The organism is Ilumatobacter sp., from assembly GCF_965215205.1.
In the GTDB taxonomy this organism is placed as follows: Bacteria; Actinomycetota; Acidimicrobiia; order Acidimicrobiales; family Ilumatobacteraceae; genus Ilumatobacter_A.
In genome coordinates this window covers 559,201-584,469 of the sequence record NZ_OZ244049.1, presented here as the reverse complement: position 1 = coordinate 584,469, position 25,269 = coordinate 559,201, and the positions used below count along the sequence as shown (strand labels likewise).

Genomic DNA, 25,269 nt, shown 5'->3' with positions numbered 1-25,269 from the left:
GCCCCCACGCTCACGAGCGCTTGACGGATCGCGCACCGCCTCCTTGACGTTCGGCCGCCGCGCCGCACGGTCCGCAGCGCCCCCGACGTCCGGGGGACCACCCCTCGATGGAGAACGCCGTGAGCAGCACCGACACCACCACCCTCGACGACGCGACCCTCTCGATCGCGGCGACCGCCGCGGCGACCGCCCTCGGCCTCGACTCGGCCGGACCGGTCGCTGCGGACGCGGGCTCCTGGCCGGCCGAGGGGTTCGACCACGTCGCGTGCGCGTTCGCCGGGTCCCACTCCGGTGTCCTCCACCTCGGCGTGGAGACCTCCGTCGCGGCCGGCCTCCTCGCCGACGCCGCGAGCGCCCCGGGGGTCCTCGGACCGGTCCTCGTCGCGATCGGCGTCCCGACCGACGACATCGACGTCGACCCGATCACCCGCGTGGATGAGTCGACACCGCCACCCGGGCGAGCCCTGTCGATCGGCGGCGAGACGGCCTGGTTCGCGCTCGATCTGCGCGAACCCGCCGTCGGCGCACGCGCCTTCGAGCCCGTGGCGATGTCGGCCCCCGGCCCGACCGGCGGACGCTCCGCCGTGACCTCTCTGCGCACCCTCGACGACGTGGAGATGGACGTGACGGTCGAGCTCGGACGGACGCGGATGCCGATCCGCGACCTGCTCTCGCTCGAAGCGGGCATGGTCGTCGAGATCGACCGCGCCGCGGGCGCCCCCATCGACGTGCTCGTCAACGGCCGGCTCGTGGCCTCCGGCGAGGTCGTGGTGATCGACGACGAGTTCGGGGTGCGCATCACCGAGATCACCACCGGGGAGGGCCGCGCCTGATGGTCGACGCCGGGTTCCTCGAGCTGGTGATCCGGTCCGTGGTCTCGCTCGCGATCGTGCTCGCGGTCGTCGCCGTCGCCTACCAGGTCGCCCGTCGCCGCAACTCGGGCGGATCGTCGCGCACCTTCGGACGCTCCGGCGGCGGCCGCTCGTCCGCGACGCGCTCCCCCGCCGCGCTCGAGACCGTCGCCCGCGTCGGTCTGTCGCGCGGGTCGGCGGCCGTGGCCGTCCGCTTCGCCGACCAGGTCGTCCTGCTCGGGATCACCGAGGGGGCGCCGGTCAGCGTCCTGCACGAGATGAGCGCCGAGCGGTGGGACGCGATCGCGGCCGTCGACGACGTCGTGTCGACCCCGATCCCGACGCCCGGCGCCGCCGGGTCTGCGTCGGCGCCCGAGCGCCCCGGGTTCGTCGAGGCCCTGCGGGAAGCGACCGCACGCCGTGGCTGACGTCGATCCGCTCGAGCGGACCGGATCGACGCTGCGGCGCTGCTTCGTCGCGGCGGTCCTCGCGATCCTCGCGATCTGCGTCGTGACGGCTGCGTCGCCCTCCTCGATCGCCGACGCCGCCGCCCCGACGCCACCCGAGCCGCCGGCCCCGATCGTGGAGCCGGCCCCGATCCCGCCCGTGGCCGAGGTCGACGAGTTCGCGGAGCCCACCCGCATCGACACCAGCGGCGGCTTCCCCCAGGTCCTCCAGCAGCCCGCACCCGACGACGGCGAGTCCGCCTTCGAGGTCGCGCTGCCCGACGTGCAGGGCGAGTCGTCGAACGTCGTGGTGATCATCCTCCTGCTCTCGGTGCTGTCGATCGCCCCGAGCATCCTGGTGCTGACCACCTCGTTCACCCGGATCGTGATCGTGCTCTCGCTGACGCGCAACGCGCTCGGCGTCCCCCAGCTCCCACCGCAGCAGGTGATCGTCGGCCTCAGCCTGTTCCTCACCCTGTTCGTGATGGGACCCACGCTCGAGACGCTCAACGACGAGGCACTGCAACCCCTGCTCGACGACCGCATCGAGCTCGGCGAGGCCTACGAAGCGGCGGAGGGACCGATCCGCGAGTTCATGCTGCAGTCGACGCGCGAACCCGAGCTCGAGATCTTCCTCGACGCCGCCGACGTGGAGGCCCCCGTCGAGCGCGCCGAGGTGCCGCTCACGGCGCTCATCCCGGCGTTCGTGCTGTCGGAGCTGAAGTCGGCGTTCATCATCGGCTTCGTCATCTTCGTGCCGTTCCTGGTGATCGACCTGGTCGTCTCGGCGGTGCTCACCTCGCTCGGGATGATGATGCTGCCTCCGACGTTCGTCTCGCTGCCGATGAAGCTGCTCCTGTTCATCCTGCTCGACGGCTGGACCCTGGTCGTGACCACCCTGCTGTCGTCGTATCGATCGTGACCGCGCCCGTGCCCCGCCTCCCCCGCCCGGAGAACCCGTGAACTCCTCCGACGCCGTCGACATCGCGACCGACGCCCTGGTCGTCATCGCCAAGATCTCGGCGCCCTTCCTGCTCGTCGTGCTCGCGATCGGGCTGATCGTCGGCCTGATGCAGTCCGTCACCCAGCTCCAGGAGCCGACGCTGTCGTTCGTCCCGAAGCTGATCGGCGCCGCCGTGGTCATCGCGCTCGCCGGGCCGTGGATGCTCGACGAGCTCGTCGGCTTCGCCCACGAGCTCTACCAGCGGACCCCTCAGCTCCTCGAGGGCTGACGCCGAACCCCGATCCCCCTCGAACCCGCCCGACGACACGCCGATCCCGTCACCCGATGGACCTCTCCCTGCCCACCAGCACCGTCGCCGGGTTCTTCTTCGCGCTCGTTCGGACGACGGCGTGGGTGTCGATCTGCCCCCCGTTCAGCTCCCCGACGGTCCCGAGGCGCATCCGGGTGGGGCTCGCGACCGCGATCTCGTTCACGATCGCCTCGACGATCGGCGGCGACCACGTGCAGTCGCTGGAGCTCGGCCCGTTCGTGGTGGCGGTGCTGACGCAGGTCCTCGCCGGGCTCACGCTCGGCTTCGTGGTCTCGTTCATCTTCTCGGCGATCCAGTCGGCGGGCGACCTCATCGACCTGCAGATCGGGTTCTCCCTCGGTGCGGTGCTCGACCCCCTCAGCGGCACCTCCGCGAGCCCGGTCGCCCGCCTGCACCAGCTCCTGGCGCTCACAATCCTGTTCACGATCGACGGCCACGTGATGATCGTGCGCGGGTACCTGCGCTCGGTCGAGGCCGTCCCCCTGGGCACCCTCGACCTCGGCGAGCTGGGGTCCGAGCTCCTCGGGCTCCTGTCGATCTTCCTCGCCGCCGCCGTCGAGATCGGGCTCCCCGTGCTGGCGGCGCTGTTCCTCGCCGAGATCGCGCTCGGCCTGCTCGGCAAGGCCGCCCCGCAGATGAACATCCTCGTGCTGGGGTTCGCGGCGAAGTCGTTCATCGCGATCACCCTGCTGGCGATCACCCTGGTGCTCCTTCCCGAGACCGTCGAGTCGCTGCTGGGGCGGGGGATCCGCATCGCCGGTCGGGCGCTCGGGGGGTGATCGCGGGTGGCCAAGAGCGACAAGACCGAGCAGGCGACACCGAAGAGGAAGCGCGACAGCCGCCGCAAGGGCCAGATCGCGAAGTCCCAGGACCTCACCGCGTGGCTCGGCGTCCTGGTCGGGCTGTACCTCGTCCCGATGACGGTCGGCCGCCTCGCCGACGTGGGACGGATCGCTCTCGACCGGATCACCGAGGTCTCCCCGGAGTCGACGCCCGAGACCACCGTCGCGATGCTCGGGTCGACGCTGCGCTCCGGGTTCGTCGCCGCCGCCCCGCTGATGGCGGTCGCGTTCGCCGTCACCCTCGTCGCCACCCTCGCCCAGACCGGCCCGCTGCTGACGCTCAAGCCCCTCGTCCCCGACTTCAAGCGGGTCAACCCGAAGAACGGCATCCAGCGGCTGGTCTCGCCGCGCTCGGTCTGGGAGACCGGCAAGCAGCTGCTGAAGATCTCGATCGTGATCGGGGTCGCGTGGCCCCAGGCGGTCGACCTCGTCGAGGTCCTCGCCGGGAGGGGTCGGCTCGCCCTCTCCGACGCGCTGCCGGCGGCGGGCGCCGAGGTCCTCGGGCTGGTCCGCGGCATCGCCTGGACGATGGTGGTGCTGTCGGTCGCCGACTACGGCTACCAGCGGTTCCAGCACGGCAGGGACATGAAGATGTCGAAGCAGGAGGTGAAGGACGAGTACAAGAACGCCGAGGGCGACGGATCGGTGAAGGGCCGCATGCGCCAGATGGCGCGCTCGATGGCGCGCAACCGGATGATCGCGGACATGGGCGACGCCGACGTGATCATCACCAACCCGACGCACATCGCCGTCGCGCTGAAGTACGACCCGCTGCGCGGGGGCGCTCCCCGGGTGCTCGCCGTCGGCGCCGGGTCCCTCGCCGCCCGGATCCGCGAGCGCGCCCTCGACGCGGGGATCCCGATGGTCGAGGCCAAGCCCCTCGCCCGCGCCCTGTGGAGGGCGTGCGACGTCGGCGACGAGGTCCCCGTGGTGCTCTACGAGGCGGTGGCGAAGGTGCTCGTGTTCGTCCGTCAGCTCGATTCCCGGATCCGGCGCTCGCGCTCGATCGACCTGCCTCGTCGAGCGCGCGTCGACGAGACCCTCCTCGAGTCCGTCCCGAAGAAGCGGCGACGCCGGTGATCCGGGCCCGCACGACCGCTCCCCGGATCGCTGTCGGCGTATCCGTGCTCAAGTTCGCGCTGCGGGTCCCGATGATCAGTACGCCGACATCGTCCGCCCCACGTGGAGGAGCGATGCGCCCCGGGGGCCCGCCGGGGACCCGAACCGAACCCGGACCGCCCGCCACGGCGGTTCGATCACCGACCCGCCGACACGGGGAACCCAGGAGCAGATCCGAGATGCCGACCGCCCGTCCCGTCCCGTTCGGAACGCGCTGACCGGCGACCAGCCGATCGAGAGGAGACGTCGCGATGGAAGACGACGAGATCATCGGCGAGTTCCTCGCCGAGTGCCACGAGGGTCTCGAGCGCATCGAGCAGGGCCTGATGGTCCTCGAGGCCACGCCGGACGACACCCAGACCCTCACCGAGGTGTTCCGGATCCTGCACACCATCAAGGGGACCTGCGGGTTCCTCGGGTTCGGGCAGCTCGAGACCGTCGCCCACCGCGGCGAGAACCTCCTCAGCCTGCTGCGCGACTCCGTGCTCGAGATGGACCAGGAGATCACCGACGCCCTCCTCGCCACGAACGACGCGATCGGGGCGATCCTGTCGACGATCGGCGCCACCGGCGACGAGGGCAGCCACGACAACGCCACGCTCATCGCCTGCCTCGAGCGGCTCTCGGCGCGCGCCGAGCACGTCGGGGCCGCAGCGGACCCCGTGGCGGGGACGACCGGCGTCGAGCCGAGTGGAGCGCTCGACGCGGGCGAGGTCCCACCGCGACCCGACGACGAGGTCGACGTCACGGCCGACGGGCGCGAGATCGACGACGACGCGCGCGACCAGGCGGCCGACGACGACGCTGCCGGCGCCGGCCGACGCCTCGGCGACATCCTCGTCGAGGACGGCACCGCCGACCGCTTCGACGTCGAGATCGCCGCCGTCCAGCAGTCGCTGGGCGACTCCCGCCCGATCGGCGACATCCTCGTCGCGGAGGGCCGTGCCGACAAGTGCGACGTCGACTCCGCCGCCGCCCGCCAGCGAGGCGCGGGGGACAGCTCGATCCGCGTCGACGTCGGAGTCCTCGACACGCTGATGAACCTCGTCGGCGAGCTCGTGCTCTCGCGCAACGAGATCGTCCAGCTCACGGGGGACGACCGGAACGAGGGCTTCGTCGCCCCCGCCCAGCGCCTGAACCTGATCACGAGCGAGCTGCAGGAGAGCGTCATGAAGACGCGCATGCAGCCGATCGTCGGCATCTGGAACAAGCTGCCCCGGGTCGTGCGCGACCTCTCCCAGCAGTTCGACAAGCGGATCCGCCTCGAGATGGAGGGCAAGGAGACCGAGCTCGACCGCACCATCCTCGAAGCGGTCAAGGACCCCCTGACGCACATGATCCGCAACACCGTGGATCACGGCATCGAGTCCCCCGAGGTGCGCGTCGCCGCCGGCAAGGATCCCGAGGGCGTCCTGCGCCTGAGCGCGAGCCACGAGGGCGGCCAGGTCCACATCGAGATCAGCGACGACGGTGGCGGGATCGACGCGGCGGCCGTGCGCCGCACGGCCGTCGACAAGGGCGTCGTCTCGGCCGACGACGCCGAGCAGATGAGCGACGCAGCGGCGATCCAGCTGATCTTCGCCCCCGGGTTCTCCACGGCCGCGAAGGTGAACAACGTCTCGGGTCGCGGCGTCGGCATGGACGTCGTGCGCACCAACATCGAGCGCATCGGAGGATCCGTCGAGGTCCGCACCTCGATCGGCGTCGGAACCTCGTTCAAGATCAAGATCCCGCTCACCCTCGCGATCATCCCCGCGCTCATCGTGTGGTGCGACGGCCGCCGCTACGCCCTCCCGCAGCTCAGCCTGCGCGAGCTCGTCCGCCTCGGACCCGGTCAGAGGATCGAGGACGTCCACGGCGCCCCGGTGTTCCGGCTGCGGGACCGGCTGCTGCCGATCGTCGACCTGCGCGCCGAGCTGGCGGCGTCCGAGCCCGCCGGCCACGACGCCGCGAACATCGTCGTCCTGCAGGCCGACGGCCGGTCCTTCGGCCTGATCGTCGACGCGATCGTCGACACCGAGGAGATCGTCATCAAGCCCCTCGGGCGCACCGTGAGCGACAGCGAGCTGTTCTCCGGGGCGACGGTGATGGGCGACGGATCGGTCGCCCTGATCCTCGACGTGAACGGCCTGGCGAGCGCGAGCCGCGTCCTCGGCTCGGGGGGTTCCGCCGACGACGTCGACGTCGACGTGGTCGGCGACGGCCTGATCGACGCGATCGACGACCGAACGGTGCTGCTGGTCGGCCTGCGCGGCGGCGAACGGGCCGCGATCCCGCTCGAACAGGTCGACCGGCTCGAGGAGTTCGCGCCGTCGGACGTCGAGCGGAGCGATCACCGTGACGTCGTGCAGTACCGCGACGAGGTGATCACCCTCGTCGACCTGGGCCCGACGACGGGCCGCGGTTCTCCCGCCATCGACCGGATGGGGCCGCTGAGCGTCGTCGTGTGCTCGTCGCCGGGCGGGGCCTCCGTCGGCGTGGCCGTCGAGGAGGTCCTCGACATCGTGTCGCGACCCGACGTCCGCCGAGACGCCGAGGGGGCGGTCGGATCCGTGGTCGTCGAGGGTCGCATCGTCGACCTGATCGACGCCCGATCGCTGGTTCCCGGCTCCGTCGACTCGATGGAGCCCCTGCTGGTGTTCGGAGCATCCTGATGGACGACGACGCGACCGGATCGCTGCTGTGCACGTTCCGCCTCGGAGACCACCTGCTGGGCGTCGACGTGCGCGACGTCCAGGAGGTCCTCCACGGGGTCGACGTGACCCCGATCCCCCACGCGCCCGCCTCGGTGGCCGGGCTGATCAACCTGCGCGGGCAGATCGCGACGACGATCGACCTGCGGACCCGACTCGGAATCGATGCGTCGTCGCGACGCTCGGATCCGACCCACGTGGTCGTCCGCTCGGCGGGTGAGCCGGTCTCGCTCCTCGTTGACTCGATCGGCGAGGTGCTCGAGGTCGGCCACGAGCTCCACGAACCACCCCCCGTCACGATCGACGACGCGGTCTCCCACCTGATCGTCGGGACCTACAAGCTCACCGACGAGCTGCTGCTCGTCCTCGACGTGGCGCGAGTCGTCGCCACCCAGGTGCCCCTCACGGAGGATGCGGCATGAGAGCACTCGTGGTCGACGACGCCGGAGTCGCGCGCAAGATGGTCGGCCGGATGATGACGGATCTCGGGTTCGAGGTGACCCTGGCCGAGCACGGTCGCGACGCCCTCGACAAGCTCGACCTCCACGATCCGCCGGCGGCGATCGTCACCGACTGGAACATGCCGGTGATGGACGGCACCGAGCTCGCCCGAGCCGTGCGCGCCACCCCCGAGGTGGCTCTCGTCCCGGTGCTGATGATCAGCAGCGAGGCCGATCCGCGTCGCGTGGCGAAGGCCCTCCTGTCCGGTGTGGACGAGTACCTGTTCAAGCCCGTCGACGCGGCGATGATCCAGCAGCGGCTCGAGATCATGGGCGTGTACTCGGGGGTGGGGACGTGACCGTCGGTCCCGCCCGCATCGTGGTGGTCGATGACTCGACCGTGATCCGCGGGCTGCTCAGCCGGTTCATCGACGCCGACCCCGCCCTCACCGTCGTGACCACCGCAGCCAACGGGCAGATCGGCGTCGACAAGGTGCGCGCCCACGATCCGGACCTCGTCGTGCTGGACGTGGAGATGCCGGTGATGGACGGTCTCCGGGCGCTGCGCGAGATCCGCCGGACGCACCCGGCCCTGCCGGTGATCATGTTCAGCACGCTCACCGGACGAGGAGCCGCCACCACGATCGAGGCGCTCGCCGCGGGCGCGTCCGACTACGCGGCCAAGCCGACCGCGACGGGCACGACCGTCGACGCGATGGGCCAGGTGCGCGACGAGCTGCTCTCCAAGATCCACGCGATCCTCGGTTCCGGCACCCCACCCCGCGCCGTGCGGCCGGGGACCGCTCCGGTCGCCGCGCCGACCCCGGCGCCGGCCCGAGCCGTCCGGCGCTCCCCCGCCGGCGGGGTGATCGAAGCGATCGTGATCGGCAGCTCCACCGGTGGGCCGGTCGCGCTCGAGCAGCTGCTCACCAGCGTGGCGGTCCCGTTCCCGATCCCGGTCTTCGTCGTGCAGCACATGCCGCCGAACTTCACGAAGGCCCTCGCCGATCGCCTCGATCGCAAGACCCCCCACCGGGTGATCGAAGCGAGCGACGGGATCATCGCCACCGCCGGCACGGTCCACATCGCCCCCGGCGGGCGCCACCTGCGCCTGGAGCGCCGACCGGCAGGGGTCACCCTGACCGTCGACGACGGCCCCGCGCGGAACTCGTGCAGGCCGTCGGTCGATCCGCTGTTCGACTCCGCCGCCGAGGTGTACGGCAGCCACGTCGTCGCGGTGATGCTCACCGGGATGGGCGCCGACGGGACCGCCGGCACGCGCTGCCTGGCGGACCGCGGCTGCGACGTCATCGCGCAGGACGAGCGGTCGAGCACCGTGTGGGGGATGCCCCGCAGCGTGGTCGAGGCCGGACTCGCCACCGAGGTGCTGCCGCTCGACCGGATCGGCGAGCGGCTCGCGCAGCTGGTCCGGTCGCGCTCGAGCCGCGTCCCGGTCGCGCCGGGGGGTGCCTCGACGTGAGCGCGACTGCATCGACCTTCGCCGCCACCTCCGACGTCGACCACTTCCGGCAGGTCGTCGATCGCCGGATCGGCGTCCAACTGGACGGCAAGGAGTACCTCATCGAGAACCGACTCCGAGCGGTCGCTCAGAACCACGGTCTGGACTCCACGGCCGCGGTCCTCGCCGCGATCCGTCGCGGCGACCGGGCGGTCGAGAGCGACGCGATCGAGGCGATGACCACCAACGAGACGTCGTTCTTCCGCGATCAGCACCCGTTCACCTCGCTCGCGGAGCACGTGCTGCCCCCGCTCGCCGCGGCGAACGGGGACCGACTCACGATCTGGAACGGAGCCTGCTCCAGCGGCCAGGAGTCCTACACCCTCGCGATGACCATCGCCGACCACCTCCCCCACCTGGCGGTCGGCGGGCGCACCCGGATCGTCTCGACCGACGTGTCCCCCGCGATGGTCGAGCGCACCGCGGCCGGCACGTACTCCCGCTTCGAGGTCAACCGCGGCCTGCCGGCCGCGCTCGCTGTGAGGCACTTCGAGCAGACCGGTCGGAACTGGACCGCCAAGCCCCTGCTGCGGTCGATGGTCGAGGCGCGCGAGCTCAACCTGCTCGAGCCGTTCCGCGGCCTCCCCCGATGCGACGTCGTGCTGTTGCGCAACGTCCTCATCTACTTCACCGTGGCCGCGCGTCGCGACATCGTCCGGCGGATCGGGACCGAGGTGCTCAAACCCGGCGGCTGCCTGCTGCTCGGCGCGAGCGAGACCATCAACGGGTTCGACGAGGGCTTCGAGAGCCGTCGGATCGGTTCCGCCACCTTCCACTACACGAGAGGGAAGCGATGACCGACGCACTCCAGCGATGCGATCCCGAGCTGCTCGACGAGCTGCGCGAGGTCGTGATCGAGATGCTCGACGGGCTGGCCGACGCCGCGCTCGCCGGCCGCTCGCTCCCCGACGTGGAGCGCCTCGACTCGATGGTCGTCGAGTCGACCCTCGCGATCGTCGGCGACGCGATGCGCTCGGAGCTGGTGCTGCGGGTGCCGGCGCCGGACGCGGTCGCGCTGGCCGCCGCCCTCGGCGACGACGACCCCGCCGGCGTCACGATCGACGAGGCGTGCGGCGTCGTCTCGGAGCTGTGCAACGTGATCGCCGGTTCGGCCAAGACGCTCTTCGACGCGGAGACGTCGCTCGACGTGCCGAGGTCGATCGCGATCCCGCTCGACTCGCCGCGCCCGCTCGGCGCCATCGACGTCGAGCACGCTCTGGGGCACTTCGCCGTGCACCTGGGCGACGCCCGGCCCGAGTGAACCCTCGGGCCGGTCCCTGCGGTACGGTTCGACCCCGCCCGGACCACGCACCCCGCCGCCGATCCACGCGACGAGGTGTCGGTGTCGGTGACGGGTCGTGGGTGGCGGAGCCCGGACGGCGCGACCGTCAGCCGACGGAGCGGGTGAGCAGGTCGGCCGCTCGGTCGCGATCCGCGTCGGACTCGACGATGCGAACCCCGAACTGCTCCCCGACGACGACGACCTCGCCCAGGGCGAACGGCAGACCGTCCACGCACAGGTCCACGGGAGCGTCGGCCGATCGCCCGAACTCGATCAGTTGGCCGGGGCGCAGGCTCAGCACGTCGCGCATCGCCATCGTGGTCCGTCCGAGCTCGACCGCGAGCTGGACCTCGACGTCGAGCAGCAGATCGCCCCCGAACTCGCCGATCCGCTCGCTCGACGGTCGCCCGCCGGCGAACACGACCGCGTCGAGCTCCGTCGACTCGACGTGGTCGTCTCCGTCACCGTCGGCCGCGGCGGCCGCCGCGACCGTCGCGAGGAGGGCGCACGTGCGCCCGGCGTCGCGGATCTCCACGGCACGGCGCGGGCGCCGCCCGTCCGCCTCACCGACGTCGCAGTCCAGCTGCAGCTCGGCTCCGGTGGCATCGAGCGCCCCCTGGAAGCCGCGGGCGAGACGTGCCGGGTCCGACGTCAGGCGCGTCGCGACCTCGGCGTTCACCGCCAGGAGCAGCTCACCACCCTCGTCACCGGCGAAGGTCGCCACCAGCACGCGGTCCCCGCCGTCGACCGGCCAGGAACCGCCGATCTCCAGGTCGTCGCCGAGACCGAAGGCGTCGGCGATCGCGCGGGCGGCCGAGACGAGCGCCTCGTCGGCGAGCGCGGCGGGCTCCGGCGGTGTGGTCGACAGGTCAGCCACGGTTCGTCGCTCCCTGGGGGCCGCAGCCGGGCGCCAGGTGCAGGCGGGTGGGGCGGGGAGCCGCTTCGGGCACCGCTTCGCCGACCACTCGCACGGCGTACTGGCGGTTGACCCGGCCGATGGTCACCTCGTGGGTGGCGACACCGTTCACGCTGAGCGTGAGCGGCATGGCCAGCGGGTGGTTGAGCATCAGGACGTCACCGATCGCGATCTTCTTGAGCTGGCCCGACGTCATCACCGCCGGACGGAAGGTCGCGCAGCCCGAGACGGTCGCGCTCGTCGTGCGCTCCTCGAGCATCGCTCGTTCCGAGGCGACCTTGTCGGGGCTCTGGTTGCTCAGCCGAGACCGGGTCGACATGGCCTCGAGTCGACCCTGGAGCGTGGCGAAGGGGACGCACAGCGACATGATCTCGGTGACGTTCTCGATGCTCAGCTCGAACGAGATGACGATGACCATGTCCGTCGGGCTGGCCAGCTGCGCGAACTGCGGGTTCATCTCCTGACCCAGGAACGCGCTCTCGATCGAGGCGATCGGCTCGAACGCCCGATCGATCTCGGGGAGCAGCATGTCGATCGTCCCGCGCAGCAGAGCGAGCTCGAGGTCGGTGAGCGACCTCGTGGGCTGGTCCGGGCTCCCGCGACCGCCGAGCAGGAGCTCGTTGGCCATGAACGCGGAGCGCAACGGGATCTGGAGGAGGGCCGAGCCCTCGAGCGGGGCGATCGACAGGTTGGTGAGCAGGGTGGGGTTGGGGACCGACTGGATGTACTCGTCGTAGGACACCTGGTCGATGTCGCCGATCGACACCTGGATCGCGGCGCGCAGCGCCGACGACAGCGTGGTCGTGATCCCCCGTGCGAAGGTCTCCTGCACGATCTGGATCGAGCGGACGTGCTCGCGCGACAGGATCGTCGGCCGGCGGAAGTCGAACGTGCGGATCGCCCGCTGCTGGGAGGCCGCCGGCGACCGGCGGGGTTCGGTGTCGACCACGCTCACCTCGACTCGTGGATCCGCCACGTCATCGCGGATCCGTCCACCTCGAAGCCGGCCTCGACGGTCACGACGCCGCCGACGATGCTCTGGCTCGTGCGGGCCACGACCGGCAGCGACAGGGTGCTCGACGGATCGTCGACGAGGCCCTTCACGTTGCCGCCCACCATGTTCACGATCTCGCCGACGGCGTCGCTGAGCAGCGAGTCGTCGATCTCGTCGGGTTCCATCATGAACAACCCCGCGGCGCTGGCCAGCGCCAGCTCCGAGCGCATCTCGACCACGATCGTCGCGGTCCACGATCCGCCGATCGCGATCGACGCGGTGACGCCGTCGCCGATCGGGGTCGCGTCCGTGCAGGTGGGCTCGATCCCGTACAGGGTCGACCAGACGAACGCCACGGTGTCGCGCAGCGTCGTCTCGTCGACCGTCGTCATCTCGACCTGGCTCATCTTCGTCTCCTCGCTCATGGGGTGCTCTCGTCTCCGTCGTCCGCCGGCCGGTCGACCGCGCGCTCTCCGACCGCGTACAGCGCGATCCTGCCGTCGCCGTACCCCGGGATGGACACGTCGTAGGTGCGCCGACCGGCCGCCTTCATCACCACGTCGCGCGCATCGGAGGACAGGCCGTCGGCGTGCTCGCCGATCCGGACGTGGGCCACGGACGGCCCGTTCAGCAACCCGGTCATGATGTTCGCGACCTCGTGGTAGTTCTCGCGCAGCGTCTCGGTGAGCTCACCCGCCTCCACCGCATCGAGCGCCGTGGCGGCCGGCAGCATGATCAGGCTCGCGCCCGCGTGCGCCGCGAACGCGAGATCCGACAGGATCAGGCCCGCCGGGGCGTCGGTGTCGTCGATCAGCACGCTGCTCACGACGGCGTCGCCGTGCTGCTCCAGATCGAGCTCGTCGACCTTCGCGGCCTCGACCGTCTTCGCGAGCAGCTCGGAGAGGAACTCCCGCACCGCCTCCGCCGCGGGCATCCGACGTGTCGGGGTCGCGAGCGGCATCAGCCGACCAGCGACCCCACCGCCTCGGAGAAGCGCTCGGCCGTGAACGGCTTGGTGATCAGGAACGAGGCTCCCGCCGCGCTCGCCGTGTCCCACATCGCCGGGTTCGACTCCGACGTGACGAAGCCGAAGGTGCGCTCGTCACCGGCCGCGCGCAGCTGCTCGAGCAGGTCGATGCCGTTCATGTTCGGCATGTTCCAGTCGCACAGCACCAGGTCGGCGTCGTACTCGGACAGGATCGCGAGCGCATCGGTGCCGTCCTCGGCCTCGCGCAGCTCGCTGATCTCCAGCGTCGTCTGTCGGAGGGTGCGCGACACGATCATCCGCATCGCCTTGCTGTCGTCGACCACGAGAACTCGCATGGTTGGCTGTTCCTCTCTCGTCTCCCCGGCATCGGACCCCGACGAGGTCCGTCGAGGTCCGGTCGGGCACCCGGGACTCGATCCCGATGCCGACGCAGCAGATCGTCCGGGCAGGCGCCGACGGCGCTCGGAGGTCGTCGACGTGATGGTTGCGCGGGGGCCGGCGTGCCGGACGGTCCCGATCCACTGGCCCGACCCCGGGCGAGCGGGAGGAGCACGGGAACGCATGACAGAGACCCAGACCATCTTCCTCGGACGTCAACCGATCCTCGACAGCGACCGGCGCACGTTCGGTCACGAGCTCACCTACGTCGAGAGCCGTGCGGACGCCCCGGGACTCGAGCAGCCGGAGAACGCCGGTCAGCTCGTGATGCAGCACGCCCTGCTCGACTGGGGGATGCAGACCATCGTCGGCGACCGGTTCGGACTGATCAGCACGACGATCGAGGAGATCGAGGCCGGCATCTTCCGTGCCCTCCCGCCCGAGGGCGTCATCCTCGAGATCGACGTCCGTCGCCTGCGCGAGGCGCACGACCCGAGCGTCGTCGACGAGGCGCGCGCATCGGGGTACGCGATGGCCCTCGACCACATCGGCTCGATCGACGACGTCGTCGGCAACCCCCACCTGCGCTCGGCGAGCCTGGTCAAGATCGACGTCACGGCGGTGGACGACCCCGAGCTCTCCGAGATCGTCGCCCACATGCGTGACGCCGCGCCGAACGTCCTGCTGCTCGCGGACGGTGTGCAGACGATGGAGACCTTCGCCCGCTGCGAGGACGCGGGGTTCGACCTGTTCCAGGGGTTCTTCTTCTCCGAGCCCGAGGTCCTCAGCAAGGAGATGCGACCGACCGGGTCGGCCGCCGCGATCAAGCTCGTCGCGGAGATGCAGTCGAGCGACCTCGGCGTGGACCGCGCCGAGCAGCTCGTCGCCAGCGACCCCACCCTCGCCTACCGCCTGCTCAGCGTCGTCAACTCCAGCGCGTTCGGCCTCGATCGCCAGGTCGACTCCCTGCGCCACGCGATCGTGCTGCTCGGGATGACCCAGGTGCGCAACCTCGCCGTGCTGCTCACGATCTCGACCAGCTCGAGCGCGAGCGAGGAGCTGATCGCGCTCGGCGCGACCCGGGCGCGGTTCGCGGCCGGGATGCAGAGCACCCGGGAGCGCAGCGACCGTGCCTTCACGGTCGGCCTGCTCTCGGTGTCGGATGCGATCTTCGCCACCCCGATGAGCGAGCTCGTCGAGCACCTCCCGGTCGCCGAGGAGATCTCCGACGCCCTCGTGCACGGCAGCGGTGAGCTCGGATCGACGCTGGCGCTCGCCCGGGCCTGCGAGAGCTCCGACGTGGAGGCGCTCAACGAGCTGCGCCCCGACGGCGCCGGCGAGGTGATGGCGGCGTACCTCGAGGCGACCGCCTGGGCCGACGAGATCCGCCAGGAGATCCCCGCCACCCGACGCCAGACGTCCTTCGTCGTGCCGACGCTGCCGCCCCCGGCGTTCCCCCCGCCGACGGGGACCGCGATCCCGCCGTCCCCCGTCGCCCCGAGACCGGTCGCGGGGCCGGTCGGCGTCAGCTCCTGACCCTCGGCTGACGAACCTCAGCTCCCGAACCCCAGGTCCGCGGTCTCCCACCGAGCGACGGCGCCGACCGCTGCGAGCGGCCCGAGCCGCGTCCGACACCCCCTCGGCGGGTCCGTCGTCGCCGGAGGAGGATCAGCTCGTGCGGCGGGTCGGCAGAGCGGACGGGCGCGGCGCGCCGCTCGACACGATCCCGCGTGCGTCGGCGTCGCGCACCGCCTCGTTCTCGCGTGAGATCTGCGCGTAGACCTCCTCGCGGTGCACCGAGATGCTGCGCGGGGCGTCGACCCCGAGCCGGACCTGGTCGCGCGAGCTCTCGACGACGGTGACGACGACGTCGTCGCCGATCACGATGCTCTCGCCGGCCTTGCGCGTGAGGATCAGCATCAGCTCGCGCCGATCGGCTGCGACTCCGCCAGCGGGGCGCGCACCGGCCAGTCGCCGTCCTCGAGGATCACCTGGCGGCCCACCCGGCGGGTGGTGTCGATCAGGACGGGGGCGAGCAGGTTGGTGGTGAGCGTGGCGCGATCGCCGTCTCGGCGGATCGTCACCATCACCAGCACGCACAGGTCGTCGAGGGCCGCGCCGTCGACGTCGACGTCGACGTCGTACTCGGGGTAGGCGACCCAGGGCACCGTGGTGAGGAAGGCGAGGTCGCGGTCGTCGACGTCCTGCAACCAGTAGAGGGAGTGCTCCGCATCGGGTCCGTCGAAGCCGAGCAGGCCGCCGGCCCCGACGAGGACCATCCGGCGGCGGCCGCGGAAGCCCGGCAAGCCGTCGGGGAAGGTGAGGACCTCGCCGTCGTCGACCTCGATGGTGCCGAACCGTGTTGTCTCCACCTGCATCGTGAACCTCCTGGCTCGTCGTGGAGTATTGCCGCCCGCGGCCTGCGGGACAACGACTCGCGCCTCCGGACAGTCGCGGATCGTCCGGAGGATGCCACGGTGCGCAGCGAGCCCGCCGAGCGTCACCCGACCGCCGACCGACGAGACGCCAGGGACCCACGACTCCGATGAAGAACTCCAAGCTGGCACAGGCTGGGTTCCCGGCCGTCGTCGTCCTGGTCGTGACGGTGATGATCCTGCCCCTGCCGTCGAGCCTGCTCGACCTGCTGATCGTCGCCAACATCTCGACGGCGGTGCTGATCCTGCTCGTCTCGACGAACGTCCGACGGGCGCTCGACTTCTCCTCGTTCCCGTCGCTGCTGCTCGTGGTCACCCTCGTGCGCATCGGGCTCAACGTGTCCACGTCGCGCGCCGTGCTCTCCGACGGGGACGCCGGCGACGTGATCGCCACCTTCGGATCGTTCGTCGTCGGCGGGAACATCGTCGTGGGGTTCGTGATCTTCCTGATCATCACCCTCGTCCAGTTCGTCGTCATCTCGAGCGGCTCGGGGCGCGTCGCCGAGGTGACCGCCCGCTTCACCCTCGACGCGATGCCCGGCAAGCAGATGGCGATCGACGCCGACCTCAACGCCGGCGTCCTCACCGACGCCGAGGCCAAGGCCCGCCGCCAGGACGTCGCCGACGAAGCCGACTTCTACGGCGCGATGGACGGCGCGTCGAAGTTCGTCAAGGGCGATGCGATCGCCGGTCTCGTGATCACGATGGTCAACCTGATCGGCGGTCTGATCGTCGGGGTGCTGCAGCGCGGGATGGACATCGGCGAGGCCGTCACCCAGTACAGCCTGCTGACGGTCGGCGACGGTCTCGTCGCCCAGATCCCCGCCCTGCTCGTGTCGATCTCATCGGGTCTGATCGTCACCCGCTCGGCCGGCGAGACCGGTGACCTCGGCTCCGACGTGGTGCGCCAGTTCGCACGCCAGGGCAGCGCCATCCGCTCCGGCGGCGCGGTCGTGCTGCTGATGATGCTCGTGCCCGGGCTGCCGAAGCTGCCGTTCCTGCTGTGCGGCGTCACCCTCGTGGTGCTCGGTCAGCGCCTGGCGAACGCCCCCGAGGTCGAGCAGGTGGAGGAGACCGTCGAGATCGTCGACGAGGAGCCGCCGAGCCCCCAGCAGATCGCCCTCGACGCCCGGGTCGAGGCGCTCGAGCTCGACCTCGCCTACGACATGATCGAGCTCGTCGACGGCTCGGTCGGGGGCGACCTGCTCGACCGCGTCGGCGCGCTGCGTCGCAAGATCGCCACCGAGCTCGGCTTCGTGATGCCCTCGATCCGCACCCGCGACGACCCGACGCTGCCGGCTCACACCTACGTCATCCGCGTCCACGGCGTCGAGATCGGCCGGGGCGAGGCTCCCCCGGAGCGCATCCTCGTCATCGGCGACGACCTCACCTCGCTCCCGGGCAACGACATCACCGAGCCCGTGTTCGGGCTCCCGGCCCGCTGGGTGCCGCTCGAGTTCCGCTCCCACGCCGAGCTGGCCGGCAACACGGTCGTCGATCGCTCCGCGCTCGTCGTCACCCACCTCGCCGAGGTGATCCGACGGCGCGCCGGTCGCCTGCTGTCGCGCACCGACGTCTCCGAGCTGCTCGAGAGCGTCGGCGAGACCGACCCCAGCGTGATCGAGGACCTCACCGCGGCGGGGGTCACCACGGCCGAGGTGCAGGCGGTGCTCGCCGCCCTCCTCGACGACGGGATCGCGATCCGGGACCTCGTCCGGATCGTCGAGGCGATCGGCGATCGGGCGCGGACCAACCGCTCCCCCGACGCCCTGGTCGAGGCGGCCCGCTCGGCGCTCGGGCCGGCGATCACCAGCGCCTTCTCGGCGGAGGGGCGCCTGCCGGTGATCACCATCGCCCCGGCCATGGAAGCCCAGCTCGCCGGAGCGTTCGAGATCACCGAGGCGGGGGCTCAGCTCACCCTCGGTCCGGAGCTGCACGACCACGTCGTCGGCCAGTTCGAATCGGTCACCACGGCGGCGGCCGCACGGGGCGACGCGGCGGTCGTCGTGTGCGCTCCCGGCCTGCGCCCCGCGCTCGGGCGCCTGGTTCGCCAGACCGCACCCGGGCTGACCGCCGTCTCGTACCGCGAGATCGGCGACCACCTCTCGATCGAGGTGATCGCGTCGATCGACGCGCCGTCCGCCCCGGCCGCGCCGACCCCGCTCAACTCCGGCGCCGAGGTGCCGATGAACCCTTCGATGTCCGCCGCACGACCTCTGACCAGCGAGACCGACGATGACCGACTTGCACGACTCAGCTGATCTCGACCTCGTCGGGCACGACGGCACCGAGGTGGTCGAGCGCGACGGCAGCGACGGGGTCGAGCGACACGACACCGAAGGGGCCGAGGCCCCCGACGAGCTGCGCCGGTTCCGGGGGTCCACGTTCGACGAGGCCCTCGCCGCGGCCAGCACCGAGCTGGGCGACGGGGTGGAGGTCGTCGAAGCCAACCGCATCCGTCGCGGCGGGCTCGGAGGGTTCTTCGCCACCGACCTCGGGGTCGAGGTGATCGTCGCTGCCAGCGCCGAGGACCACCGCGCCGAGGTCTCCCGAGCCGTCGATCGGCTCCTGACCCGGCTCGACGGTGCCGACCGCTTCGTCCCGAGCGAGGTGGCGGAGGCACCCGCGCCGCATCCGTTCGCGGAGCGCCTCGACCGTGAGATGCGCGCGGTGGACGCCACGGCACCCGAGGCGCCCACGGCGCGAGCGGGTGAACCGCTCGTCCCCCCGACCCAGCCCGACACCGGCGTCACGAGGTCGACGGACCTCGGCCACGCGCCGATGCCGTCGACGTCGCCCGACACGTCGACGACCACCGAGCCGCTCGTCGGACCCCGGGAGCGCCCCGCCGCTGCCGACCTGGACGTCGACACCCCCCGGCGCGACGGCGCCGCCGATGCGCTGGCCGACATCGACGCGCTGCTCGCACGAGCCGGCGTCGAGCCACCCCGCGACCCGCCGCCGGGGCCGTCGGACGCCGGCACGGCACCTCGGCAGCCCCTCGATCACCGGACCGCCGACACCACGACCGCCACGCCCTGCGCCGACCCCACGCCCGCCACGCCGGCCGCCGACGTCGCCGGCGGTTCGGTCGACCCCGAGCCCCCGCACGGCGCCGACGCCGCGCCGACGCCCCCTGCCGCCACGACCCTCCCGGCTCCGGCCACCCCGTCGCCGGAGCTGCTGCGCTCCGCGGCCGAGGCCGTCGTCGAGCAGCTCGCATCCATCGACTCGGCGCACGGCTCGCGCTCGCTGCGCCGGATGAAGGTGAAGATCACCTCCCCCGACGGCACCGAGGTCACGATGAGCGCCGAGTGGGACGACGATGAGTGACGCCGCCGACACGTCGGCGCCCGAGGCCCCCACGGCGCCGCTCCCCGAGTTCCGCCTCGTGATCACCCGGCCCGACGGGCCGGGCCCGCTGGGCCCGTACCGGCTCGCGCTCGCGGTCGGGTTCGCCCTGCTGGTGGCCGGGGGACGCATGTGGACGTCGATCAGCCACGGTCACGCCGACGACTCGGCGCTGATCGTCGCCGGCGCCGCGGGGGCCTTCGTGTGGGTCGTGACGACGGTGATCAACCGGATCCTCGCGACGGCCGGCCGTCACGCGTCGCGCCGGACCTCCCTCTCCTCCGCCGACTCCGCCGCAGCTCCCTGAGCGGGTCCCGCTGGGGGCTCGCGCGTCGACGACCGCACCGACGACGACGGCGAGAGCGCGACGGCGTCGCCCGTGCTGCCGGAGAGCGACCCCGAGCAGCTGGCCGCCGACCACGGCGTCCACATCGCACCCCGTGAGATCGGATCGGCCGTCGTCGTGCTCCTCGCGGCGGGCCCAGCCGGTGCTCGGTCGTCGACGCACGGCCGAGACCGAGCGGCTCGGCGGGTTCCACGTCCGCGGCGCGGCGCGGCGCGGCGCGGCGCGGCGTCGAGGTGGAGACGTCAGCGCAGGAAGTCGATGAGCGAGGGCGGCAGCACCCGGCTGGCGGCCTGCAGCGTCGCCTGGTAAGCGTTCTCGCTCGCCTTCATCGACAGCAGGGCCTCGGCGAAGTCCACGTCCTCGACCAGCGAGATCCGCTCCGAGAGCTCGGCGCGCTCGGTCTCGGAGCGCACGGTGATCGACGTGAGGTGCCGAGCTCGTCGCCCGATCTCGGCGGCCGCGCCGCTCACCCGCAGGCTGGCGTCGTCCAGGTGGGAGTGCTCGGTCGTGAGCGCAGCGAGGTCACCCCTCCCCACGGCCGCGGCCAACCGGTCGATGACCGCGAACACGTCGCCGGCGGGATCGCCCTGGGCGCCGAAGATCTGCTCCCCGGTCAGGTTCACGGACACGGTCACGCCGGCGGCGACCGTGCGGTCGTAGTTCGTCGAGTTCCCGAGGTAGGCCCCGGACGCCGGATCGTACGCCGACCCCGTGGCGGTGCCGTTGAACAGCGACCGGCCCAGGTACTCCGTGTTCGCGATCCCGATCAGCTCGTCGCGCAACCCGCGCAGCTCCGAGGAGATCGCCGCGCGCGAGGTGTCGCTCGACGCCCCGCCGTTGGACGCCTGGACGGTCAGCTCCTTCACCCGGTTGAGGACGTCGAAGCTCGACACGAGCGCCGTGTCCGCCGACTGCAGGCGCGCCGCGGTGTCCTCGGCCGTGCGCATGAGCTGCTCGGTGCGCCGCAGCCGCTGGCGCAGCGCGAGCGCGTCGACCGCGCGGGCGGGGTCGTCCGAGACGCGCTGGATCGCCTTGCCGGAGGAGACCTTCGCCTGGTTCCGTTGCAGTCGATCGAGCGACGACGACAGGTCGCCCAGCGTCGATCGGATCATCATCGAGTTCGTCACGCGCACGTCGTCGACCCCCGTCGCGGTGCGAACGTCCGGGACGTCGCGATCATCGTCCGACCAGACCCGTCCGCTCGATGATCACGCCCATGAGCTGGTCGATCGCGGTCAGCACGCGGGCGTTCGCCTCGTAGCCGCGCTGCGCCTGGATCAGGCTGACCATCTCCTCGTCGATCGACACCCCGCTCACCGAGTCGACGTCGTCGATGGCGCGCCGGGCGACGATCGACTGGGTCTCGTCGCGCCGCAGCGCGGATCCCGTCTCGATCCCGATCCTGGTGACCATCGAGCGGTACCGCTGATCGGGTCCCGACGCGCTGTCCGCCATGGAGGCCAGCCGTTCGGCGATCCCCCCGTCGAAGATCCCGGGCGCCACCGGCCCGGGGAGCACGGGAGCCCCCGCGGCGACCCGTCGCGGCTGTCCGGCGACGTCGTCGGACAGCCGGATCGTCTCCGCGGTGGTCGCGGCGGGGTCGAAGAACGTCCAGCCCGTGCCGCCGTCGAGGTCGAAGCCGGTGCTGTGGAGGTCGTTCACGCCCTCCACGAGGGAGCGCGCGATCTCGTCGAGCTCCGCCCGGTAGCCGGGGAGGGTATCGCCGACGAGGCGCCGCAGGGCCGCGACCTCGCCCGTCGTCGCGGCGATCGGGCTGGCGTCGCGCGCCCAGCGCAGGGAACCCGCTCCGCCGACCACCTCCTCGGCGAGCGGGCCGGTCACCAGGGCGCGCCCCCCGAGCGAGATGTTCACCTGCTCGCCCACGCCGGGGCGGACGGTCGCGCCCGTGAGCTCGGTCAGCCGCGTGACGAGGCGGTCGCGCTGGTCGAGGACGTCGTTCGAGCCGTTCGAGCTCGACGCCACGGTCAGGTTCAGCCGGGCGATCCGCCCGGTGAGGTCGTTCACCTCGCCGGCGATGGCGTCGAGGCGGGCGCTCGCGCCCTCGGCGACGCGGTCGACGTCGGCGGCCGCCCGACCCAGGGTCTCGGTCAGGTTCTTCGCCTGTCCGAGCACCGCGGTGCGCGCGGTCTCGTTGTCGGGTCGCGAGGCGAGGTCGCCCCACGACGACCAGAACTCGTCGAGCTGGGCCGCGATCCCGAACTCGGTGGGCTCGGGGAACACGGTCTCGAGGCGCGTCATCGTCTGCGCCGTCGCCGAGGCGTCGGCGGCGCTCGCCTGCTCGCGCAGCGCTCGCTGCTCGGCGAAGGCGTCGAGCACCCGGGTGGTGCCCACGATGTCGACACCGAGGAGCTGGGAGTCGGCGCCCGTGTGGATCGCCGCGCCGGCGCCGATCCCCGAGGGGGCCAGATCGACCCGCTGGCGGTGGTACCCCGGCGTCGCCTGGTTGGCGACGTTGTGGGAGGTGACGTCGAGGATCTTGCGGTGCGCGTTCATCCCCGACAGCGCGGTGTAGAGGCCGGAGATCACGTCACGCCGTCCGGTCGAACCGGCGGGAGGCGGGGGCGAGCTGCTCGGTGCTCCCCGACGGGTCGTAGGTGTCGATGGGCGCAGGTGCACCGACCGCGGCGAGGATCTCCTGCGCCGCCGCCGCGCCACGGCGGCCGAGCTCGCGGTTCGAGGCGGTGATCTGGTCGATCTCCTCGTTCAGCGCGACGAGGTTCAGTCGGTGCCGGCGCCAGGCCGTGCGGTACGGCTCGCCGGCGGCCTCGGCCATCTCGGCCAGGGTGGCCCGCTCGTCGAGGCCCAGCTTGCGGGCGGCCCGCGTCGTGTGCGGAACCCTCTCGGCCTCCGAGGTCCGGATGTCGTCGACGAGCAGCTCGACGTTCTCGGTCACCGTCGGCAGCCACCGCAGGCGATCGTGAGCCATCACCAGGCCCTGGATGTCGAGCGCGCACACGAGCTGCTCCATCTGCTCCTGGAGCAGCCACAGGCGCCGCGAGAGCTCGTCGAGTTCGTCCACGCCGGTGACCGTCCGGCGTCGGCGCGGTCGCGCCAGGTGGTCGACCGGGCGAGCGCGCCGGGCCGGTCCGCCTCGCCGCCCGCCGCGACCACCTGGCGCGACGACCGCGGTCCCGGACGATCCCGAGGGCAGCCGCCGGGTCGTCCGTCGGCCGCCCCGACGCACCCCGCCGCCATGATCCGACTGACCCGTCTCCGCCACGCGGAGTCCTTCCTCCTGAACCCCGACTTCATCGAGCGCGTCGACTCCCACGTCGACACGGTCGTGCGCCTCACGACCGGGACCGAGTACCTCGTCGAGGAGCCGGCGGAGGTGATCCTCGCGCGGATCGTGGCGTACCGCAGCTCGATCCTCGCCGCGCTGCCCGAGGCCGCCCACCGCTCACCCGACCTCGCGACCACCGCGATCTCCGCCACCGCCACCACGACCGGGACCACCGTCCTCGACAGGATCGACTCATGAAGGCAACCCTCATCGGACTGATCGTCGCGGGCTTCGGCACCGTCGTCGGCGGATTCGTCAAGGGCGTCAACCCGATCGTCCTGATCACCAACGTGCCCGCGATCCTGATCGTCATCGTCGGTGCCCTCGGCGCCACGATGGCGAGCTTCGACATGAAGGCCACGACCAACGTGTTCAAGGCGATCATGAAGGCGATCTTCCCCAAGCCGTTGCCCGCGGCATCGGAGAGCCTGGCCACGATCGTGGAGTTCGCGAACCGCTCGCGCCAGGAGGGCCTGCTCTCGTTGGAGGGTGACGTCGCCACGCTCGAGGACCCGTTCATGCGCAAGGCCCTGCAGCTCGCGATCGACGGCAACGACCCCGAGGCCGTCGCCGACGTGATGCGCACCGACATCCGCACCATGAAGGCGCGCCACAAGGTCGCAGCCGAGTGGTGCACCTCGTTCGGGATCTTCGCACCGACGTTCGGCATCATCGGTGCGGTCATGGGGCTCATCGCGACCCTCAGCCACCTCGACGAGCCCGAGCTGCTCGGCAAGGGGATCTCGGCGGCGTTCGTCGCCACCTTCTGGGGCGTGTTCGTCGCCAACGGGATGATGCTCCCGCTCGCGAACAAGCTCAAGAACATGTCGGCCGCCGAGGTCGCCGGTCGCGAGATGGTGATGGAGGGCGTGCTCGCCATCCAGGGCGGCCAGAACCCGCGGGTCATCGAGGAGACGCTGATGACCTACCTCCCGCCGACCGAAGCCCTCGCCCTGCGCGAAGCCCAGGCGGTCTAGGAGGCGACGTGAGCGGATCGGGAGGCAAGAGGAACCACCACGAGGAGGAGCACGAGGAGCACGTGAACCACGAGGCGTGGGTCATCCCCTACGCCGACGTGCTCACCCTGCTGATGGCGCTGTTCCTCGTGCTGTGGGCGCTCGGCGACCCGAGCGAGGACAAGACCGAGGTCGTCGCCGACTCGTTCCGTCGGGAGCTCGGGACCGGCATCGGCCCGTTCCAGATCGGGTCCGCCAGCGGCGCGGGACCGTTGAGCGACGGCGGCACCCAGGTGATCGGCGAGCTCGCACCCGCGCCCACCCAGGAGCTCGGCGCGATGCCCGGCGAGCGCGAGGGCGGCGATCCGGACGAGTGGCAGGAGGCCGAGTGGCAGCAGGCCTGGGACGAGGCGCTGGACGCCGCCGACTGGACCGACGGCGGCACCGTGGAGGTCGGCGAGGGCGGACGAGCTCTCGAGCTCGACCTCGCGCTGCCGAACGGCGACCTCACCCCCATCCGCCTCGACCCCGCGACCTTCCGACCGGTCGAGGACGGAGACGAGGTCGACGTCGAGCTCGGCGACCCCCTCGACGTCGTCGAGCAGACGGTGCGCGACGAGGCGATCGGCAGCGGCCTCAACACCTCCGTCGGCTTCCGCCGCGAGGCGCGCGGCCTGGTCGTCACGATCGTGTCCGACCAGGTGCTGTTCCGCGAGGCCGCCGCCGACGTGCAGGCCGACGGCATCGTGATCCTCGACGTGATCGCCGAGTCGCTGCGCGACCTGCCGAACTCGATCATCATCGAGGGCCACACCGACTCCCGACCGATCGCGACCGATCGCTACCCCTCGAACTGGGAGCTGTCGACGGCTCGAGCCACATCGGTGCTGCGCTACCTCGTCGAGCAGCGCGGCATCGACGGCGACCGTGTGGCGGCCGCCGGCTACGCCGACACGCGCCCGGTGGCGACCGGCAGCGACGACACCTCCCTCGCCCGCAACCGGCGGGTCGAGATCGTCGTCCTGCAGACCGCCTGACCCCGACCGCCGGGACGGATCCGGGCGCGGGGCCACCGGCGCCGGACGGTCTGCACCACGATCCCCCGTCCACGGACCGGCCGGGGGATCGCCGAGAC

The 25,269-nt window shown here is 71.8% G+C and carries 29 protein-coding genes; 19 read left to right on the top strand and 10 right to left on the bottom strand.

Annotated features, from left to right (window positions below; all coding sequences use genetic code 11):
- The first annotated feature begins 119 nt into the window (after positions 1 to 119).
- From fliN to ACOOHC_RS02795, 12 genes are all read left to right on the top strand, one after another.
- Positions 120 to 833, top strand: a complete 714-nt coding sequence (fliN, locus tag ACOOHC_RS02850; RefSeq protein ID WP_420452503.1) for a flagellar motor switch protein FliN — start codon at positions 120 to 122, stop codon at positions 831 to 833.
- Complete coding sequence (locus ACOOHC_RS02845) at positions 833 to 1,279, top strand: flagellar biosynthetic protein FliO (RefSeq protein ID WP_420452502.1); 447 nt, start codon at positions 833 to 835, stop codon at positions 1,277 to 1,279. Before fliN ends, ACOOHC_RS02845 begins: the two co-directional genes overlap by 1 nt.
- Complete coding sequence (fliP, locus tag ACOOHC_RS02840) at positions 1,272 to 2,219, top strand: flagellar type III secretion system pore protein FliP (RefSeq protein ID WP_420452501.1); 948 nt, start codon at positions 1,272 to 1,274, stop codon at positions 2,217 to 2,219. Before ACOOHC_RS02845 ends, fliP begins: the two co-directional genes overlap by 8 nt.
- Positions 2,220 to 2,256: 37 nt before the next feature.
- A complete protein-coding gene (locus ACOOHC_RS02835; protein ID WP_420452500.1) occupies positions 2,257 to 2,529 on the top strand; it encodes a flagellar biosynthetic protein FliQ in 273 nt (90 codons plus the stop codon).
- 56 nt (positions 2,530 to 2,585) lie between these two features.
- Positions 2,586 to 3,350 carry a flagellar biosynthetic protein FliR gene (locus tag ACOOHC_RS02830; protein ID WP_420452499.1) on the top strand — a complete coding sequence of 255 codons (765 nt, stop codon included), beginning with the start codon at positions 2,586 to 2,588 and terminating at the stop codon, positions 3,348 to 3,350.
- Between the two features lie 6 nt (positions 3,351 to 3,356).
- The gene (locus ACOOHC_RS02825; protein ID WP_420452498.1) at positions 3,357 to 4,493 is read left to right on the top strand and encodes an EscU/YscU/HrcU family type III secretion system export apparatus switch protein; all 1,137 of its coding nucleotides are present in this window, start codon (positions 3,357 to 3,359) and stop codon (positions 4,491 to 4,493) included.
- Positions 4,494 to 4,783: 290 nt separating this feature from the next.
- Entirely contained in the window at positions 4,784 to 7,186 is a 2,403-nt protein-coding gene (locus ACOOHC_RS02820; protein WP_420452497.1) for a chemotaxis protein CheW, read from the top strand.
- The gene (locus ACOOHC_RS02815) at positions 7,186 to 7,647 is read left to right on the top strand and encodes a chemotaxis protein CheW (RefSeq protein ID WP_420452496.1); all 462 of its coding nucleotides are present in this window, start codon (positions 7,186 to 7,188) and stop codon (positions 7,645 to 7,647) included. The genes ACOOHC_RS02820 and ACOOHC_RS02815 overlap by 1 nt, the downstream gene beginning before the upstream one ends.
- Positions 7,644 to 8,024, top strand: coding sequence for a response regulator (locus ACOOHC_RS02810; protein ID WP_420452495.1), 381 nt, complete (start codon positions 7,644 to 7,646; stop codon positions 8,022 to 8,024). Before ACOOHC_RS02815 ends, ACOOHC_RS02810 begins: the two co-directional genes overlap by 4 nt.
- Positions 8,021 to 9,145 (top strand): protein-glutamate methylesterase/protein-glutamine glutaminase, encoded by a 1,125-nt coding sequence (locus ACOOHC_RS02805; RefSeq protein WP_420452494.1) that lies wholly within the window; start codon positions 8,021 to 8,023, stop codon positions 9,143 to 9,145. Before ACOOHC_RS02810 ends, ACOOHC_RS02805 begins: the two co-directional genes overlap by 4 nt.
- On the top strand, positions 9,142 to 9,981 hold the full coding sequence (locus ACOOHC_RS02800; protein ID WP_420452493.1) for a CheR family methyltransferase: 840 nt from the start codon (positions 9,142 to 9,144) through the stop codon (positions 9,979 to 9,981). The genes ACOOHC_RS02805 and ACOOHC_RS02800 overlap by 4 nt, the downstream gene beginning before the upstream one ends.
- A complete protein-coding gene (locus ACOOHC_RS02795) occupies positions 9,978 to 10,445 on the top strand; it encodes a chemotaxis protein CheX (RefSeq protein ID WP_420452492.1) in 468 nt (155 codons plus the stop codon). Before ACOOHC_RS02800 ends, ACOOHC_RS02795 begins: the two co-directional genes overlap by 4 nt.
- A gap of 127 nt (positions 10,446 to 10,572) precedes the next feature.
- Here the strand turns inward: ACOOHC_RS02795 and ACOOHC_RS02790 are convergent, their stop codons facing one another.
- From ACOOHC_RS02790 to ACOOHC_RS02770, 5 genes are read right to left on the bottom strand one after another with little or no spacing between them, the layout of a single operon-like run.
- Positions 10,573 to 11,343 carry a FliM/FliN family flagellar motor switch protein gene (locus ACOOHC_RS02790; RefSeq protein WP_420452491.1) on the bottom strand — a complete coding sequence of 257 codons (771 nt, stop codon included), beginning with the start codon at positions 11,341 to 11,343 and terminating at the stop codon, positions 10,573 to 10,575.
- Positions 11,336 to 12,337, bottom strand: coding sequence for a flagellar motor switch protein FliM (locus ACOOHC_RS02785; protein ID WP_420452490.1), 1,002 nt, complete (start codon positions 12,335 to 12,337; stop codon positions 11,336 to 11,338). The genes ACOOHC_RS02790 and ACOOHC_RS02785 overlap by 8 nt, the downstream gene beginning before the upstream one ends.
- Positions 12,334 to 12,801: a chemotaxis protein CheX gene (locus ACOOHC_RS02780; protein WP_420452489.1), complete on the bottom strand. Its 468-nt coding sequence runs from the start codon at positions 12,799 to 12,801 to the stop codon at positions 12,334 to 12,336. The genes ACOOHC_RS02785 and ACOOHC_RS02780 overlap by 4 nt, the downstream gene beginning before the upstream one ends.
- Positions 12,798 to 13,337, bottom strand: a complete 540-nt coding sequence (locus tag ACOOHC_RS02775) for a hypothetical protein (protein ID WP_420452488.1) — start codon at positions 13,335 to 13,337, stop codon at positions 12,798 to 12,800. Before ACOOHC_RS02775 ends, ACOOHC_RS02780 begins: the two co-directional genes overlap by 4 nt.
- The gene (locus tag ACOOHC_RS02770) at positions 13,337 to 13,699 is read right to left on the bottom strand and encodes a response regulator (protein ID WP_420452487.1); all 363 of its coding nucleotides are present in this window, start codon (positions 13,697 to 13,699) and stop codon (positions 13,337 to 13,339) included. Before ACOOHC_RS02770 ends, ACOOHC_RS02775 begins: the two co-directional genes overlap by 1 nt.
- Positions 13,700 to 13,925: 226 nt before the next feature.
- Between ACOOHC_RS02770 and ACOOHC_RS02765 the strand changes: the two genes are divergently transcribed.
- Positions 13,926 to 15,278, top strand: a complete 1,353-nt coding sequence (locus ACOOHC_RS02765) for an EAL and HDOD domain-containing protein (protein ID WP_420452486.1) — start codon at positions 13,926 to 13,928, stop codon at positions 15,276 to 15,278.
- Positions 15,279 to 15,410: 132 nt separating this feature from the next.
- On the opposite strand, the gene csrA is transcribed toward ACOOHC_RS02765, so the two are convergent.
- A complete protein-coding gene (csrA, locus tag ACOOHC_RS02760) occupies positions 15,411 to 15,662 on the bottom strand; it encodes a carbon storage regulator CsrA (RefSeq protein WP_420452485.1) in 252 nt (83 codons plus the stop codon).
- Entirely contained in the window at positions 15,662 to 16,120 is a 459-nt protein-coding gene (gene fliW / locus ACOOHC_RS02755; protein WP_420452484.1) for a flagellar assembly protein FliW, read from the bottom strand. Before fliW ends, csrA begins: the two co-directional genes overlap by 1 nt.
- A 167-nt stretch (positions 16,121 to 16,287) precedes the next feature.
- Here fliW and ACOOHC_RS02750 point away from each other — a divergent pair, with 167 nt between their 5' ends.
- Genes ACOOHC_RS02750 through ACOOHC_RS02740 form a run of 3 tightly spaced genes read left to right on the top strand, consistent with a single transcriptional unit; the run spans position 16,288 to position 19,835 of the window.
- Positions 16,288 to 18,438, top strand: coding sequence for a flagellar biosynthesis protein FlhA (locus tag ACOOHC_RS02750; RefSeq protein ID WP_420452483.1), 2,151 nt, complete (start codon positions 16,288 to 16,290; stop codon positions 18,436 to 18,438).
- Positions 18,413 to 19,510, top strand: coding sequence for a hypothetical protein (locus ACOOHC_RS02745; protein WP_420452482.1), 1,098 nt, complete (start codon positions 18,413 to 18,415; stop codon positions 19,508 to 19,510). Before ACOOHC_RS02750 ends, ACOOHC_RS02745 begins: the two co-directional genes overlap by 26 nt.
- Entirely contained in the window at positions 19,503 to 19,835 is a 333-nt protein-coding gene (locus ACOOHC_RS02740) for a hypothetical protein (protein ID WP_420452481.1), read from the top strand. The genes ACOOHC_RS02745 and ACOOHC_RS02740 overlap by 8 nt, the downstream gene beginning before the upstream one ends.
- A gap of 281 nt (positions 19,836 to 20,116) precedes the next feature.
- Here the strand turns inward: ACOOHC_RS02740 and flgL are convergent, their stop codons facing one another.
- The 3 genes from flgL to flgN are packed head-to-tail and all read right to left on the bottom strand — an operon-like array spanning position 20,117 to position 22,914.
- Positions 20,117 to 21,001 (bottom strand): flagellar hook-associated protein FlgL, encoded by an 885-nt coding sequence (gene flgL / locus ACOOHC_RS02735; RefSeq protein ID WP_420452480.1) that lies wholly within the window; start codon positions 20,999 to 21,001, stop codon positions 20,117 to 20,119.
- 49 nt (positions 21,002 to 21,050) lie between these two features.
- Positions 21,051 to 22,421, bottom strand: a complete 1,371-nt coding sequence (flgK, locus tag ACOOHC_RS02730) for a flagellar hook-associated protein FlgK (protein ID WP_420452479.1) — start codon at positions 22,419 to 22,421, stop codon at positions 21,051 to 21,053.
- Position 22,422: 1 nt separating this feature from the next.
- Positions 22,423 to 22,914: a flagellar export chaperone FlgN gene (flgN, locus tag ACOOHC_RS02725; RefSeq protein WP_420452478.1), complete on the bottom strand. Its 492-nt coding sequence runs from the start codon at positions 22,912 to 22,914 to the stop codon at positions 22,423 to 22,425.
- A 174-nt stretch (positions 22,915 to 23,088) separates the two neighbouring features.
- Between flgN and ACOOHC_RS02720 the strand changes: the two genes are divergently transcribed.
- The 3 genes from ACOOHC_RS02720 to ACOOHC_RS02710 are packed head-to-tail and all read left to right on the top strand — an operon-like array spanning position 23,089 to position 25,171.
- A complete protein-coding gene (locus tag ACOOHC_RS02720; RefSeq protein ID WP_420452477.1) occupies positions 23,089 to 23,376 on the top strand; it encodes a flagellar FlbD family protein in 288 nt (95 codons plus the stop codon).
- Positions 23,373 to 24,155: a motility protein A gene (locus ACOOHC_RS02715; RefSeq protein ID WP_420452476.1), complete on the top strand. Its 783-nt coding sequence runs from the start codon at positions 23,373 to 23,375 to the stop codon at positions 24,153 to 24,155. Before ACOOHC_RS02720 ends, ACOOHC_RS02715 begins: the two co-directional genes overlap by 4 nt.
- 8 nt (positions 24,156 to 24,163) lie before the next feature.
- Positions 24,164 to 25,171, top strand: coding sequence for an OmpA family protein (locus ACOOHC_RS02710; protein WP_420452475.1), 1,008 nt, complete (start codon positions 24,164 to 24,166; stop codon positions 25,169 to 25,171).
- Positions 25,172 to 25,269 lie beyond the last annotated feature (98 nt).